Origin of the sequence: Pseudomonas wadenswilerensis, from assembly GCF_024749185.1 — a bacterium.
GTDB lineage: Bacteria > Pseudomonadota > Gammaproteobacteria > Pseudomonadales > Pseudomonadaceae > Aquipseudomonas > Aquipseudomonas wadenswilerensis.
In genome coordinates this window covers 397547-411182 of record NZ_CP087191.1, presented here as the reverse complement: position 1 = coordinate 411182, position 13636 = coordinate 397547, and the positions used below count along the sequence as shown (strand labels likewise).

The window sequence follows — 13636 nt, the reverse complement described above, 5'->3', positions numbered from 1 at the left end:
GCTGCAAGTTAAGCGCGCTGGACGCCTTCTCTTGCAGCTTGTAGCTTGCAGCTTGTAGCCCAAGAGCCCTTATCCATGACCAGACTCCCCAGCGGCATCAACCTGCACAAAGCCTCCAAGACCCTCACCCTGACCTACGGGCCAGACGAGGTGTACCACCTGCCCGCCGAATTCCTGCGCGTGCACTCCCCCTCCGCCGAGGTCCAGGGCCACGGCAATCCGATCCTGCAGTACGGCAAGCTCGGCGTTGGCCTGAGCGGGCTGGAACCTGCCGGCCAATACGCACTGAAACTGACCTTCGACGACGGCCACGACAGCGGCCTGTTCACCTGGGAATACCTAGAACAGCTGTGCCTGCGCCAGGACGAACTCTGGGCGGACTATCTCGGCGAGCTGGCAAAAGCCGGTAAATCCCGCGACCCCAACGAGTCGATCGTCAAGCTGATGCTCTAGCTCGGGCCCTTCAGGGTTTAGAGCGCATTTTCTAATTCTATTTGCTTGAATGCCTGCACCACGGCCAATGACTGGCCGTCTTGCGCAATACCAAAAAGTCGGGTAACCAATGGATCTGGCAAGCTCCCTGCATCGGATTTAATGCAGGGTCGGGCTGGTATGTAGAGGTCGCGAGCGAAAGCAGGCAGTCTTCTCACGCAGAAAAAACCCGCAGGGCTCATCGTCGTTTGCATCCGGCCGCAGGACCGCAGTTCGTTATCACTGGTCACCCGAGCAGCAGTACCGGGCGTTCGTCTGTGTAACGCGCACAGTCAAACCGGTACTCGTCTCAGGACAACGGAGCGTCGTAGATGAGTAACAAGAATAACGATGACCTGCAGCGCCAAGCCTCGGAAAACACCCTGGGTCTGAACCCGGTGATCGGCTTGCGCCGCAAGGATTTGCTGACTTCTGCTCGAATGGTGCTGCGTCAGGCCATTCGCCAACCGCTGCACAGTGCCAAGCATGTCGCCCATTTCGGCATGGAACTCAAGGATGTGATCTTCGGCAAGTCGAGCTTGCAACCGGAGAATGACGACCGTCGTTTTCACGATCCGGCCTGGAGCCAGAACCCGCTGTATCGCCGCTACCTGCAGACCTACCTGGCCTGGCGCAAGGAACTGCACGACTGGATCGATACCAGCAACCTTTCCGACCAGGACATCAGCCGCGGCCACTTCGTCATCAACCTGATGACCGAGGCCATGGCGCCGACCAACACCGCGGCCAACCCGGCGGCGGTCAAGCGCTTCTTCGAAACCGGCGGCAAGAGCCTGCTCGATGGCCTGTCGAACCTGGCCAAGGACATGGTCAACAATGGCGGCATGCCCAGCCAGGTGAACATGGATGCCTTCGAGGTCGGCAAGAACCTCGGCACCAGCGAAGGCGCGGTGGTGTTTCGCAACGACGTGCTGGAGCTGATCCAGTACCGGCCGATCACCGAACAGGTGCTGGAAAAGCCGCTGCTGGTGGTGCCGCCGCAGATCAACAAGTTCTACGTCTTCGACCTCAGCCCGGAAAAGAGCCTGGCGCGTTTCTGTCTGCGCTCCAACGTGCAGACCTTCATCGTCAGCTGGCGCAACCCGACCAAATCCCAACGCGAATGGGGCCTGTCGACGTATATCGATGCGCTCAAGGAGGCGGTCGACGTAGTCCTGGCGATCACCGGCAGCAAGGACCTGAACATGCTCGGCGCCTGCTCCGGTGGCATCACCTGCACCGCGCTGGTGGGCCACTACGCGGCACTCGGCGAGAAGAAGGTCAATGCCCTGACCCTGCTGGTCAGCGTACTCGACACCACCCTCGACACCCAGGTGGCGCTGTTCGTCGACGAGCAGACCCTGGAGGCGGCCAAGCGCCATTCCTACCAGGCTGGTGTGCTGGAAGGCCGCGACATGGCCAAGGTGTTCGCCTGGATGCGGCCCAACGACCTGATCTGGAACTACTGGGTCAACAACTACCTGCTGGGCAACGAGCCGCCGGTGTTCGACATCCTGTTCTGGAATAACGACACCACACGCCTGCCGGCCGCTTTCCACGGCGACCTGATCGAATTGTTCAAAAACAACCCACTGTTGCGCCCCGATGCACTGGAAGTGTGCGGCACGCCGATCGACCTCAAGCAGGTGACCACTGACATCTTCAGCGTCGCCGGTACCGCCGATCACATCACCCCGTGGCAGTCGTGCTACAAGTCGGCACAGCTGTTCGGTGGCAAGGTCGAGTTTTTGCTGTCCAACAGCGGTCACATCCAGAGCATCCTCAACCCGCCGGGCAACCCCAAGGCGCGTTACATGACCAACAGTGAAATGCCCCCCAGCGCCCTCGACTGGCAAGAGAACTCGACCAAGCACACCGACTCCTGGTGGCTGTACTGGCAGACCTGGCTGGCCGAGCGTTCGGGCAAGCTGAAAAAAGCTCCGGCCAACCTCGGCAACAAGGCCCATGTGGCCGGTGCCGCAGCACCAGGGACCTACGTTCACGAGCGTTGACAGCGAACACCGCCGCAGCTCGCAAGGGCTGCGGCGCTTACAAACCACAGGGCTTCGCGCATGCCGCAACAGTATATTTTCAGGACCGTCGACCTGGATGGCCAAACCATCCGCACCGCCGTCCGACCCGGCAAGCCGCACTTGACGCCCTTGCTGATCTTCAACGGCATCGGCGCCAACCTGGAGCTGGTATTCCCCTTCATCCAGGCCCTGGACCCGGACCTGGAGGTTATTGCCTTCGATGTACCTGGCGTGGGCGGTTCATCGACCCCACGCCACCCCTATCGTTTCCCTGGCCTGGCCAAACTCACCGCACGCATGCTCGACTACCTCGACTATGGCCAGGTCAATGTCATTGGCGTGTCCTGGGGCGGCGCCCTGGCCCAGCAGTTTGCCCATGACTACCCCGAGCGCTGCAAAAAGCTGGTACTGGCTGCCACCGCCGCGGGCGCAGTGATGGTGCCGGGCAAGCCCAAGGTGCTGTGGCTGATGGCTAGCCCCCGGCGTTATGTGCAGCCGTCCCATGTGATCCGTATTGCCCCGCAGATCTATGGTGGCGGTTTCCGCCGTGACCCGGACCTGGCCCTTTCGCACGCGGCCAAGGTGCGCTCCGGAGGCAAGCTCGGCTACTACTGGCAACTGTTCGCCGGGCTCGGCTGGACCAGCATTCACTGGCTGCACAAGATCCAGCAGCCCACCCTGGTGCTGGCCGGCGACGACGATCCGCTGATCCCCTTGATCAACATGCGCCTGTTGGCCTGGCGAATTCCCAATGCCCAGCTACACATAATCGACGACGGTCATTTGTTCCTGATCACCCGGGCCGAGGCCGTCGCCCCGATCATCATGAAGTTTCTCCAGCAAGAGCGCCAACGCGCCGTCATGCACCCTCGGCCCGCCCCCAGCAGCTGAGACGCCTGCCACACCCGAGCCCATGGCGGGACGCCAGGCAACCCGGGTGCGCGGCGTGAGGTTGGTGTCGCTCTTGCATTGATGTGTTTGTTGATGGCCTGACGACGGAGTGTTGCCTGATGAAAGACAAACCCGCGAAGGGATCGGTACCGGTCCCCGCCACCTATATGAACGTGCAGAGTGCAATCAGCGGCCTGCGCGGACGTGACCTGTTTTCGACCTTGCGCAGCGTCAGCCGCCATGGTCTGCGCCACCCGCTGCACACCGCCAAGCACATGCTGGCCCTGGGCAATCAACTGGGCAAGGTGCTGCTCGGCGAAACTCCCTATCAACCGAGCCCCCGCGACAACCGCTTCAAGGACCCGGCCTGGAGCCAGAACCCACTGTACAGCCGCGGCCTGCAGGCCTACCTGGCATGGCAGAAGCACACTCGCCTGTGGATCGACGAAAGCCAGCTGGCGCCAGACGACCGCGCCCGCGCGCACTTTCTGTTCACTCTGCTCAACGATGCCGTGTCGCCCAGCAACTCACTGCTCAACCCCCTGGCGGTCAAGGAGCTGTTCAACTCCGGTGGCCTGAGCCTGGTGCGCGGCATCAACCACTTGCTCGATGATTTGCGGCACAACGACGGCCTGCCGCGCCAGGTCAACCCGCAGGCCTTCGAGGTCGGCCGCAACCTGGCGACCACGCCGGGCTCGGTGGTGTTTCGCAACGAGCTGCTGGAACTGATCCAGTACAAGCCGATGAGCGAAAAACAATACGCCAGGCCATTGCTGGTGGTACCGCCGCAGATCAACAAGTTCTACATCTTCGACCTGAGCCCGGCCAACAGCTTCGTCCAGTACATGCTCAAGAACGGCCTGCAGACCTTCATGATCAGCTGGCGCAACCCCGACCCGCGCCACCGTGAGTGGGGCCTGTCGAGCTATGTCGAAGCCGTGGAGGAGGCGATGAACGTGTGCCGGGCGATCACCGGCAGCCGCGAGGTCAACCTCATGGGCGCCTGTGCCGGTGGCCTGACCATGGCCGCGTTGCAAGGTCATTTGCAGGCCAAGCGCCAGTTGCGCCGGGTCAGCAGCGCCACCTACCTGGTCAGCCTGCTCGACAGCCAGATCGACAGCCCGGCCAGCCTGTTTGCCGACGAACAAACCCTTGAAGCCGCCAAGCGCCGCTCCTACCAGCAAGGCGTGCTCGACGGTCGCGAGATCGCCCGGGTGTTCGCCTGGATGCGCCCCAACGACCTGATCTGGAATTACTGGGTCAACAACTACCTGCTCGGCAAGGCCCCGCCGGCGTTCGACATCCTCTACTGGAACAACGACAACACCCGCCTGCCGGCCGCGCTGCATGGCGACCTGCTGGACTTCTTCAAGCACAACCCGCTGGCCCACGCAGCGGGGCTTGAAGTGTGCGGCACGCCGATCGATCTGCAGAAGGTCAACGTCGACAGTTTCAGCGTCGCCGGCAGCAACGACCACATCACCCCCTGGGATGCGGTGTATCGCTCGGTGCTGCTGCTCGGTGGCGACAAACGCTTCATCCTCGCCAACAGCGGCCATGTGCAAAGCATCATCAACCCGCCGGGCAACCCCAAGGCGCATTACGTCGACAATCAGCGCCTGAGCAGCGACCCGCGGGCCTGGCTCTACGATGGCAAGCAGGTCGACGGCAGCTGGTGGCCGCAATGGCTGGAATGGATTCAGGCGCGCTCCGGCGCCCAGCGCGAAACCCTGATGGCCCTCGGCAACCAGAACTACCCTCCCATGGACCCCGCGCCCGGCAGCTACGTGCAGGCGCGCTGAACAAGTAGAACGGATGAAAACCCGCGACCGTATCCTCGAGTGTGCCCTGCAACTGTTCAACCGCCAGGGCGAGCCGAATGTCTCGACCCTGGAGATTGCCAACGAAATGGGCATCAGCCCGGGCAACCTCTACTACCACTTCCACGGCAAGGAGCCGCTGGTGCTGGGGCTGTTCGAACGCTTCGAGGACGAGCTCACGCCACTGCTCGACCCGCCGCTGGAAGTGCGCCTGGATGCCGAGGACTACTGGCTGTTCCTGCACCTGATCGTCGAGCGCATGGCCCAGTACCGCTTCCTGTTCCAGGACCTGTCGAACCTGACCGGGCGCCTGCCCAAGCTGGCCCGTGGCATGCGCAACCTGCTCAACGCGCTCAAGCGTACCCTGGCGGCGCTGCTGGCCAGCCTCAAGGCCCAGGGGCAGGTGCTCAGCGATACGCGGGCGTTGGGGCAGCTTGTTGAGCAGATCACCCTGACGCTGCTGTTCTCGCTCGATTACCAACGGGTGCTGGCCCGTGAGGGTGAGGTAGGGGTGGTGGTGTATCAGGTGATGATGCTGGTGGCGCCGCACCTGGAGGCGGGCTCGCGGCATGCAGCCGAGCAGTTGGCGCTAAGGTATCTGGAGGGTTGAAAGCATCGCGGGGCAAGTCGGGTCGCCGCACTGCCCCGCGATAAAGCCAGTATCAGGACTGGCTGATCGGGCTTGCCGGAGCTGACGGCGCCGAAGTAACCGGTGCAGCATTGGCTACCGGTACCGGGCTTGGCGCCGGTGCAGCGCTGGCCGCAGGTGCCGCCGGCTTCGCTGCTGCAGGTTTAGCTGCTGGCTTGGCCGCTGGCTTCTTCACTGCCGGTTTCTTCGCTGCAGCCGGTTTGGCTGCTGGCTTGGCCGCAGGTTTTGCCGCTGCGGTTTTCGCCGCTGGCTTGGCTGCAGGTTTAGCCGCTGCAGTTTTTGCTGCAGGTTTCGCCGCCGCTTTCGGTGCAGCCTTGGCCAGTGGCTTGGCTGCAGGCTTGCTCGCCGCCGGTTTTTTCGAGATCGGAGTGACCGAAGCGCCGGTCAGTTTCTCGATCTGCTTGGTCAGGGTGTCGACCTTCGAATGCAGCGCCTTGACCTCACTGCGGCTCGGCACGCCAAGGCGCGAGATCGCACTGTTCAGGCGCTTGTCGAAAGCACCTTCGAGTTCGTCCCATTTGCCCAGTGCGCGATCCTTGACGCCGCTGATGCGCGAGGTAGCCGACTTGGCGGTTGCCTTGGCCGAGTCGACCGAACCCTTGGCCAGTTTTTCAGCTTTCTCACCCTCCTTGACCAGGCTGTCAAACACCTTGCTGCCATCCTGATCGATCTTGGAGTAGATCCCCAAACCAGCCAGCCAGATCTTGCGGGAATACTTCTCGATCTCCCCGACCCAGGAACTGCCTTCTTTATCAGTAGTCTTCTTGCCAGCCATCCCGCTCTCCTTATTGTTTACGTGCGACACGTTCAAGCAATGCCGTGAGCTCATCGAGCTTGACAGAGAGTGTCTCCACGTCATGTTTAGACGGAATGCCGATGCGATTCAAGGCGCTTGCGACCCGTGTGTCGAAAGCCTTTTCGATTTTGTCGAGTTGAACCTCGACCTTGCCCTTGACGCTGCTCAGCTCGCCCTTCACCGAATCGATCTCGGAGTTGGCGGCATCGACCTGCGCATCGAGTTTTTTCTTGCCGCGTTTTTCTACCGATTCACCGGCCTTGACCAGCTCTTTGAGGTAGTCGGCACCTTCCTGACCTACCCGGGTGTAAGCCCCGAGGCCCGCCAGCCAGATCTTGCGCGCGTAGCCGCGCACCTCACCCAACGTGCGCTGGGCGTCGTCTTTTTTCTTCAGGATCACTTTGGCCATACTCTGCACCTCACGCTCTGAACGGAAATGGAGGAAATGCCCAGGGAAGTTGGGCTTGAGCACAAGGTAGGGGGAAAAATTAGAATTCTCACCCTAAGGGCAAGATCAACTGATCCAGATCAGACCGGCTCACACGAATCCTGTGGGAGCCGGCCTTGCCGGCGATGAAGTCAACGCGCAATCAAGCCAACGCTTTGTCCAGCGCCCGCTCGATCTCGCTCTTGATGGTCCCGCTCATCATCGACAGCATCATGCCCAGCTTCAGCTCGACCTTGATGCTGTCCTCGCCAATCAGCACGCTGCCATTGGCGCCACTGCGCTTGACCTCGACCCGGTCACCGTTCCAGCTGGCCTTGAGGTCGTATTCGCGGGCCAGCTTGTCGACCAGGGCTTCGGCCTTTTGCCGGGCCGCATCGCGGCCCAGGTTGTGTTTGCGTTCAACGCTGATCTGGGTCATTCATTCAATCCTGGGTTCGAAGGCATACTTGTATTATGCCCGCGCCCCACCTGCGACACACCCCGCCAAGACAAAACCGACCGTACGCCCTAGAATGGCCAGTAATTTTTTCCGGTGAAGCGATATGAACGATCAGCGCAAAGGCGACCACGCCGAACCCACCACCCACTTCGGCTACAAGAACGTGCCGGAAAGCCAGAAGGCCGAGAAAGTCGCCGAGGTGTTCCACTCGGTGGCGGCCAAGTACGACCTGATGAACGACGTGCTCTCCGTCGGCATGCACCGCCTGTGGAAGCGTTTCACCATCGAACTGTCGGGCGTGCGCCCGGGTAACCGGGTCCTCGACATCGCCGGCGGCACTGGCGACCTGGCAGCCAAGTTCTCGCAACTGGTCGGCCCCAGCGGTCAGGTAGTGCTGGCCGACATCAACGAGTCGATGCTCAAGGTCGGTCGCGACCGCCTGCTCGACCGCGGCGTGGCCGGCAACATCGAGTTCGTCCAGGCCGACGCCGAAAAACTGCCGTTCCCGGACAACCACTTCGATTGCGTGACCATTGCCTTCGGCCTGCGCAACGTCACCCACAAGGACGAGGCCATCCGCTCCATGCTGCGGGTGCTCAAGCCAGGTGGCCGCTTGCTGGTGCTGGAATTCTCCAAGCCGACCAACAAGCTGATGTCCAAGGTCTACGACGCCTACTCGTTTGCCTTCATGCCGCTGGCCGGCAAGCTGATCACCAACGACTCGGAAAGCTACCGTTACCTGGCCGAATCGATCCGCATGCACCCCGACCAGGAAACCCTCAAGGCGATGATGGTCGAAGCTGGTTTCGACCGCGTCACCTACCACAACATGACCAGCGGCATCGTTGCCCTGCACCGGGGAATCAAGCCCTGATGCTCCTGGCCGGCCTGCTCGCCAGCGTCGAACACGGCCTCAACCGTGTTTTGCGCCTGGACAGCACAGCGCTGCCGCGTCTGCGCCCGCTCGACGGCAAGGTGATTGCCATCGACTGCCGCCAGCCGGCCCTGCAGCTGTTCATCCTGCCCAGCGACGAAGGCCTGATGCTCGCCACGCACTGGGCCAATGAGGCCGACTGTACCCTGCGCGCGCCCGCCAGCAGCCTGGTGCGCCTGGCCCTGAGCCAGGACAAGAGCGCCGTGCTGCACAGCCCGCAGGTCGAGCTTGAAGGCGACAGCGCGGTGCTGCTCGACCTGGTGGCAGTGCTGCAGGACCTGGAGCTGGACTGGGAGTACGAAGTTTCCCGCTGGCTCGGCCCGGTCGCCACGCAACTGCTCAGCGGTCATTTGCGCAGCCGCGCCAACTGGACCCGCCAGGGCCTGGCGGCGCTCAACCAGAACCTTTCCGAGTACCTCGCCGAAGAGGCCCGGACCCTGGTAGGCCTGCGCGAAGCCGAAGCCCGTTTCAGCGAACTCGACACGCTAAAAGTCGATATTGAACGCCTTGAGGCGCGCATCGAGCGCCTTGCCCGATCCCTTGATACCAGCGATAACGCATGAAGCTGCTTGCCGTCCGCCGTTTGTTGCGCATCCAGCGCGTCGTGATCCGTTACCGTCTCGATGACCTGCTGTTCGCCCTGCCCCTGCCCTGGTGGCTGATGGGCCTGCGTTATGCCATGCCTTGGCGCTGGCTGCCGCGCAAGCAACTGGAGCTCAGCCGTGGCGCGCGCCTGCGCCTGGCGCTACAGGACCTGGGGCCGATCTTCATCAAGTTCGGCCAGTTGCTCTCGACTCGCCGCGACCTGCTGCCCGAAGACATTGCCGACGAGCTGATGCTGCTGCAGGACCGGGTACCGCCGTTCGACCCGCAAAAAGCCATCGCCCTGATCGAGGAGCAGCTCGGGGCCAAGATCAGCGAAGTGTTTAGCCGCTTCGACGTCGAGCCCCTGGCCTCGGCCTCGGTGGCCCAGGTGCACGCGGCCAAGCTCAAGAGCGGTGAAGAGGTGGTGGTCAAGGTGGTGCGCCCCGGTCTCAAGCCGATCATCGCCCAGGACCTGGCCTGGCTGTTCCTGATTGCCCGTGGCGCCGAGCGGGTTTCGGCCGATGCGCGCCTGCTGCACCCGGTGGAAGTGGTCAACGACTACGAAAAAACCATCTACGACGAACTCGACCTGTTGCGCGAGGCGGCCAACGCCAGCCAGCTCAAGCGCAACTTCGAAGGCTCGGAGATGATGTACGTGCCCCAGGTGTACTGGGACTGGTGCCGGCCGAAAGTGTTGGTGATGGAGCGCATCTACGGCATCCAGGTCACTGACCTGGCGACCCTGGCCGACCAGCGCACCGACATGAAGCTGCTCGCCGAGCGTGGCGTGGAGATCTTCTTCACCCAGGTGTTTCGCGACAGCTTCTTCCACGCCGACATGCACCCGGGCAACATTTTCGTCAGCACCGTCAAGCCGTGGAGCCCGCAGTACATCGCCATCGACTGCGGCATCGTCGGCAGCCTGACCCCCGAGGACCAGGACTACCTGGCGCGCAACCTGTTCGCCTTCTTCAAGCGTGACTACCGCCGCGTCGCCCAGTTGCACATCGACTCGGGCTGGGTACCGGCGCAGACCAAGCTGAATGAATTCGAAGCGGCGATCCGTACCGTGTGCGAGCCGATCTTCGAAAAACCGTTAAAGGATATTTCCTTCGGCCAGGTGCTGATGCGCCTGTTCCAGACCGCGCGGCGCTTCAACATGGAAGTCCAGCCGCAGCTGGTGCTGCTGCAAAAGACCCTGCTCAACATCGAAGGCCTGGGCCGCCAGCTGTACCCGGACCTCGACCTGTGGAGCACCGCCCAGCCGTTCCTCGAGCGCTGGATGCGCGAGCGGGTCAGCCCCAAGACCCTGCTGCAGAACCTGCATGGCCAGGTCGAACAGATTCCGCACCTGGCCGGCATGACCCGCGACCTGCTCGAACGCATGTCGCAGCCGCACCTGTCCGACCCGCCTGCGCCCTGGCAGCAGAAGAGCGATCACTGGGCCCTGCGCCTGCTCGGTGCCGGGCTGCTCGGCGGCGGTGCCACCCTGGCTGCCGGCGCGGTCAGCCTGAGCGCTCCGGCTGCCTGGCCGGCCTGGCTGATGCTGGCCGCCGGCCTCTACCTGATCGTGCGTCGATAGCCAGCCGGGCCGCTGGCTGGCACACTAGCGCAAGGGTTCGGCAACGGATCGAACCTGGTTTTGGAGTCGAAGATGAAAGACTGGCTGGACGAGATCAACTGGAACAGCGATGGCCTGGTACCGGCTATCGCCCAGGACCACAAGACCGGGCGCGTGCTGATGATGGCCTGGATGAACCGCGAGTCGCTGGCGCTGACCGCCGCTGAGCAGCGGGCCATCTACTGGTCACGTTCGCGTGGCAAACTGTGGCGCAAGGGCGAAGAATCCGGCCACGTGCAGAAGCTGCATGAAATGCGCCTGGACTGCGACGCCGACGTGATCATCCTGATGGTCGAGCAGTTGGGTCATATCGCCTGCCATACCGGCCGCGAAAGCTGCTTCTACCGGGTTTATGAGAACGGCGAATGGAAGACCGTCGATCCGGTCCTGAAGGACCCGCATGCCATCTACAGCGCAGGACACTGACATGAGCGACACCCTGACCCGCCTGGCCGAAGTGCTGGAATCGCGCAAAGGCGCCGAGCCCGATAGCTCCTACGTGGCCAGCCTGTACCACAAGGGCCTGAACAAGATTCTGGAAAAACTCGGCGAAGAGTCGGTCGAGACCATCATCGCCGCCAAGGACGCCGCCCATAGCGGCGACTGCAGCGATGTCATCTATGAGACCGCCGACCTGTGGTTCCATAGCATGGTCATGCTCGCGCAACTGGGCCAGCACCCGCAGGCGGTGCTGGACGAGCTGGACCGCCGTTTCGGCCTGTCCGGGCACGCCGAGAAAGCAGCGCGTCAGCCGTCGGCCTAACTGAATTATTTCGAGGGATTGCACCATGGGTATTTTTGACTGGAAACACTGGATCGTCCTGCTGGTCGTGGTGGTACTGGTGTTTGGTACCAAGAAGCTGAAGAACTTCGGCAGCGACCTGGGCGAATCGATCAAGGGCTTCAAGAAAGCCATGAACGAAGAAGAGACCAAGCCGGACGAGCAGACGCCACCGCCGGCGCAACCTGTCCAGCCGCAGGCCACTTCGCCGCTGAACCAGCCGCAGACCTTCGAAGGCCAGGCCCACAAGGTCGAAGAGCCGATCAGGAAAGATTGATCAATGTTCGGGATCAGCTTCAGCGAACTGTTGCTCGTGGGCCTGGTGGCCCTGCTGGTGCTCGGCCCCGAGCGCCTGCCGGGTGCCGCGCGCACCGCCGGGCTGTGGATCGGCCGGCTCAAGCGCAGCTTCAATGCAATCAAGCAGGAGGTCGAGCGCGAAATCGGCGCCGATGACATCCGTCGTCAGTTGCATAACGAGCACATCCTCTCCATGGAGCAGGAAGCGCGCAAGATCCTCAACCCCAACAGCGTGACGCCTGAGCCGCCTGCAAGCCCGGTAGCCAATGGCGAAACCGCCCCGGCGCCAGCCCCGGCCAGCAGCGAAACCCCGCCGCCGGTCGTCAGCGCGCCCACCGAACCGACACAGCCCCCGCGAGCCCCATGAGCGATATTCCGGAAAACGACCAGCCGATGCCGCTGGTTTCGCACCTCACCGAGTTGCGTACACGCCTGCTGCGCTGCGTCGCGGCCATCTTCCTGATCTTCGCCGGGCTGTTTTCCTTCGCGCAGCAGATCTACACCCTGGTCTCGGCGCCGTTGCGCGAACACTTGCCGGCCAACGCAACGATGATTGCCACCGACGTGGCTTCGCCGTTCCTGACGCCGTTCAAGCTGACCATGATCGTCTCGCTGTTCCTGGCCATTCCGCTGATCCTGCAGCAGATCTGGGGCTTCATCGCACCAGGGCTGTACCGCCATGAAAAGCGCATCGCGATCCCATTGCTGATCTCCAGCATCATTCTGTTCTACGCCGGCATGGCCTTCGCCTACTTTCTGGTGTTCCCGCTGATCTTTGGTTTCTTCGCCAGCGCCACTCCGGACGGGGTGGCGATGATGACGGACATCTCCAGCTATCTGGACTTCGTCATGACCCTGTTCTTCGCCTTCGGCGTGGCCTTCGAGATCCCGGTGGCCGTGGTGCTGCTGGTGTGGATCGGCGTGGTCGACGTGAAGTACCTGAAGAAGATTCGCCCGTACGTGATCATCGGCTGCTTCGTGGTCGGCATGATCCTGACCCCGCCGGACATCTTCTCGCAGACCCTGCTGGCCGTGCCCATGTGGCTGCTGTTCGAGATCGGCGTGCTGTTTGGCGGGCTGATCCGCAAGCGCAGCGAGCACCGTGAAGACGCTGCCGACGACCACAACGACCAGCCGCCAGCGACCCAGCCGTGAACCTGCTGTTACTCGAAGAGGCCGACTTCATCGCGGCCGATCGCGTGGTGCTGGCTGACCGGCGTTTTACCCATATGCAGGAAATCCACCGCGTGGCGGTGGGCGATACCCTGCGCGTCGGGCGTATCGGCGGGCTGATGGGCCAGGCCACGGTACTGCGCCTGGAAGGCCATGAGGCCGAGCTCGGCGTCAGCTTCGACCAGCCGCCTCCGGCCAAGCTGCCGCTGACCCTGGTGCTGGCCCTGCCACGGCCAAAGATGCTCCGCCGGGTATTCCAGACCGTCGCTACCATGGGCGTGCCGAAAGTGATCCTGGTCAACAGCTACCGCGTCGAGAAAAGCTTCTGGCAGACACCATTCCTTGAGCCCGAGGCCATCCGCGAACAGCTGATCCTCGGCCTTGAGCAGACCCGCGATACCGTCCTGCCCGAAGTGATCATCGAGAAGCGCTTCAAGCCGTTTGTCGAAGACCGCCTGCCAGCCATCAGCGAGGGCACCCTTGGCCTGGTCGGCCATCCCGGCCAGTACCCGCCGTGCCCACGCGGGCTGAACGAGCCGGTTACCCTGGCCATCGGCCCGGAAGGCGGCTGGATTCCCTACGAGATCGACCTGCTGGGCAAGGCTGGCCTTGCCCCGGTACAACTCGGCGAGCGCATCCTGCGCGTGGAGACGGCGGTCACCGCCCTGCTCGCCCGCCTGTTCTGACTTCAGTTTTGC

General features: G+C 62.7%; 17 protein-coding genes. 14 read left to right on the top strand and 3 right to left on the bottom strand.

Annotated elements, in window-relative coordinates:
* Positions 1-75 precede the first annotated feature (75 nt).
* The 5 genes from LOY45_RS01845 (at position 76) to LOY45_RS01825 (ending at position 5825) form a co-directional block, all read left to right on the top strand.
* Complete coding sequence (locus LOY45_RS01845; RefSeq protein ID WP_115089254.1) at positions 76-453, top strand: gamma-butyrobetaine hydroxylase family protein; 378 nt, start codon at positions 76-78, stop codon at positions 451-453.
* Between the two features lie 350 nt (positions 454-803).
* Entirely contained in the window at positions 804-2483 is a 1680-nt protein-coding gene (gene phaC, locus LOY45_RS01840; RefSeq protein WP_115089255.1) for a class II poly(R)-hydroxyalkanoic acid synthase, read from the top strand.
* A 60-nt stretch (positions 2484-2543) separates the two neighbouring features.
* The gene (gene phaZ / locus LOY45_RS01835) at positions 2544-3395 is read left to right on the top strand and encodes a poly(3-hydroxyalkanoate) depolymerase (RefSeq protein WP_115089256.1); all 852 of its coding nucleotides are present in this window, start codon (positions 2544-2546) and stop codon (positions 3393-3395) included.
* A gap of 119 nt (positions 3396-3514) precedes the next feature.
* Positions 3515-5197 (top strand): class II poly(R)-hydroxyalkanoic acid synthase, encoded by a 1683-nt coding sequence (gene phaC, locus LOY45_RS01830; RefSeq protein WP_115089257.1) that lies wholly within the window; start codon positions 3515-3517, stop codon positions 5195-5197.
* Between the two features lie 13 nt (positions 5198-5210).
* The gene (locus LOY45_RS01825) at positions 5211-5825 is read left to right on the top strand and encodes a TetR/AcrR family transcriptional regulator (RefSeq protein ID WP_134064728.1); all 615 of its coding nucleotides are present in this window, start codon (positions 5211-5213) and stop codon (positions 5823-5825) included.
* A 52-nt stretch (positions 5826-5877) separates the two neighbouring features.
* On the opposite strand, the gene LOY45_RS01820 is transcribed toward LOY45_RS01825, so the two are convergent.
* From LOY45_RS01820 to LOY45_RS01810, 3 genes are all read right to left on the bottom strand, one after another.
* The gene (locus LOY45_RS01820) at positions 5878-6639 is read right to left on the bottom strand and encodes a phasin family protein (protein ID WP_115089259.1); all 762 of its coding nucleotides are present in this window, start codon (positions 6637-6639) and stop codon (positions 5878-5880) included.
* A gap of 10 nt (positions 6640-6649) precedes the next feature.
* Positions 6650-7069, bottom strand: coding sequence for a phasin family protein (locus LOY45_RS01815; RefSeq protein ID WP_115089260.1), 420 nt, complete (start codon positions 7067-7069; stop codon positions 6650-6652).
* Between the two features lie 181 nt (positions 7070-7250).
* Entirely contained in the window at positions 7251-7526 is a 276-nt protein-coding gene (locus LOY45_RS01810; RefSeq protein WP_115089261.1) for a polyhydroxyalkanoic acid system family protein, read from the bottom strand.
* A 124-nt stretch (positions 7527-7650) separates the two neighbouring features.
* Between LOY45_RS01810 and ubiE the strand changes: the two genes are divergently transcribed.
* The 9 genes from ubiE (at position 7651) to LOY45_RS01765 (ending at position 13624) form a co-directional block, all read left to right on the top strand.
* Positions 7651-8421, top strand: a complete 771-nt coding sequence (gene ubiE, locus LOY45_RS01805) for a bifunctional demethylmenaquinone methyltransferase/2-methoxy-6-polyprenyl-1,4-benzoquinol methylase UbiE (RefSeq protein ID WP_115089262.1) — start codon at positions 7651-7653, stop codon at positions 8419-8421.
* Complete coding sequence (locus LOY45_RS01800; RefSeq protein WP_115089263.1) at positions 8421-9044, top strand: ubiquinone biosynthesis accessory factor UbiJ; 624 nt, start codon at positions 8421-8423, stop codon at positions 9042-9044. The genes ubiE and LOY45_RS01800 overlap by 1 nt, the downstream gene beginning before the upstream one ends.
* On the top strand, positions 9041-10648 hold the full coding sequence (ubiB, locus tag LOY45_RS01795; protein WP_115089264.1) for a ubiquinone biosynthesis regulatory protein kinase UbiB: 1608 nt from the start codon (positions 9041-9043) through the stop codon (positions 10646-10648). The genes LOY45_RS01800 and ubiB overlap by 4 nt, the downstream gene beginning before the upstream one ends.
* 72 nt (positions 10649-10720) lie before the next feature.
* On the top strand, positions 10721-11113 hold the full coding sequence (gene hisI / locus LOY45_RS01790) for a phosphoribosyl-AMP cyclohydrolase (protein ID WP_115089265.1): 393 nt from the start codon (positions 10721-10723) through the stop codon (positions 11111-11113).
* Position 11114: 1 nt separating this feature from the next.
* On the top strand, positions 11115-11450 hold the full coding sequence (locus LOY45_RS01785; protein ID WP_115089266.1) for a phosphoribosyl-ATP diphosphatase: 336 nt from the start codon (positions 11115-11117) through the stop codon (positions 11448-11450).
* 25 nt (positions 11451-11475) lie between these two features.
* Positions 11476-11745 (top strand): twin-arginine translocase TatA/TatE family subunit, encoded by a 270-nt coding sequence (locus tag LOY45_RS01780; RefSeq protein WP_115089267.1) that lies wholly within the window; start codon positions 11476-11478, stop codon positions 11743-11745.
* A 3-nt stretch (positions 11746-11748) separates the two neighbouring features.
* The gene (gene tatB, locus LOY45_RS01775) at positions 11749-12132 is read left to right on the top strand and encodes a Sec-independent protein translocase protein TatB (protein ID WP_115089268.1); all 384 of its coding nucleotides are present in this window, start codon (positions 11749-11751) and stop codon (positions 12130-12132) included.
* A complete protein-coding gene (tatC, locus tag LOY45_RS01770; RefSeq protein WP_115089269.1) occupies positions 12129-12920 on the top strand; it encodes a twin-arginine translocase subunit TatC in 792 nt (263 codons plus the stop codon). The genes tatB and tatC overlap by 4 nt, the downstream gene beginning before the upstream one ends.
* Positions 12917-13624 (top strand): 16S rRNA (uracil(1498)-N(3))-methyltransferase, encoded by a 708-nt coding sequence (locus LOY45_RS01765; protein ID WP_258578672.1) that lies wholly within the window; start codon positions 12917-12919, stop codon positions 13622-13624. Before tatC ends, LOY45_RS01765 begins: the two co-directional genes overlap by 4 nt.
* Positions 13625-13636: the final 12 nt, after the last annotated feature.

Bases quoted from the DNA above. Each gene is read 5' to 3' on its own strand.
- LOY45_RS01810 (WP_115089261.1), bottom strand. From the start codon at position 7,526: ATGACCCAGATCAGCGTTGAACGCAAACACAACCTGGGCCGCGATGCG.
- LOY45_RS01845 (WP_115089254.1), top strand. From the start codon at position 76: ATGACCAGACTCCCCAGCGGCATCAACCTGCACAAAGCCTCCAAGACC.
- tatC (WP_115089269.1), top strand. From the start codon at position 12,129: ATGAGCGATATTCCGGAAAACGACCAGCCGATGCCGCTGGTTTCGCAC.
- LOY45_RS01785 (WP_115089266.1), top strand. From the start codon at position 11,115: ATGAGCGACACCCTGACCCGCCTGGCCGAAGTGCTGGAATCGCGCAAA.
- phaC (WP_115089257.1), top strand. From the start codon at position 3,515: ATGAAAGACAAACCCGCGAAGGGATCGGTACCGGTCCCCGCCACCTAT.
- ubiB (WP_115089264.1), top strand. From the start codon at position 9,041: ATGAAGCTGCTTGCCGTCCGCCGTTTGTTGCGCATCCAGCGCGTCGTG.
- phaC (WP_115089255.1), top strand. From the start codon at position 804: ATGAGTAACAAGAATAACGATGACCTGCAGCGCCAAGCCTCGGAAAAC.
- LOY45_RS01815 (WP_115089260.1), bottom strand. From the start codon at position 7,069: ATGGCCAAAGTGATCCTGAAGAAAAAAGACGACGCCCAGCGCACGTTG.
- LOY45_RS01825 (WP_134064728.1), top strand. From the start codon at position 5,211: ATGAAAACCCGCGACCGTATCCTCGAGTGTGCCCTGCAACTGTTCAAC.
- LOY45_RS01780 (WP_115089267.1), top strand. From the start codon at position 11,476: ATGGGTATTTTTGACTGGAAACACTGGATCGTCCTGCTGGTCGTGGTG.
- phaZ (WP_115089256.1), top strand. From the start codon at position 2,544: ATGCCGCAACAGTATATTTTCAGGACCGTCGACCTGGATGGCCAAACC.
- LOY45_RS01820 (WP_115089259.1), bottom strand. From the start codon at position 6,639: ATGGCTGGCAAGAAGACTACTGATAAAGAAGGCAGTTCCTGGGTCGGG.
- ubiE (WP_115089262.1), top strand. From the start codon at position 7,651: ATGAACGATCAGCGCAAAGGCGACCACGCCGAACCCACCACCCACTTC.
- hisI (WP_115089265.1), top strand. From the start codon at position 10,721: ATGAAAGACTGGCTGGACGAGATCAACTGGAACAGCGATGGCCTGGTA.
- tatB (WP_115089268.1), top strand. From the start codon at position 11,749: ATGTTCGGGATCAGCTTCAGCGAACTGTTGCTCGTGGGCCTGGTGGCC.
- LOY45_RS01800 (WP_115089263.1), top strand. From the start codon at position 8,421: ATGCTCCTGGCCGGCCTGCTCGCCAGCGTCGAACACGGCCTCAACCGT.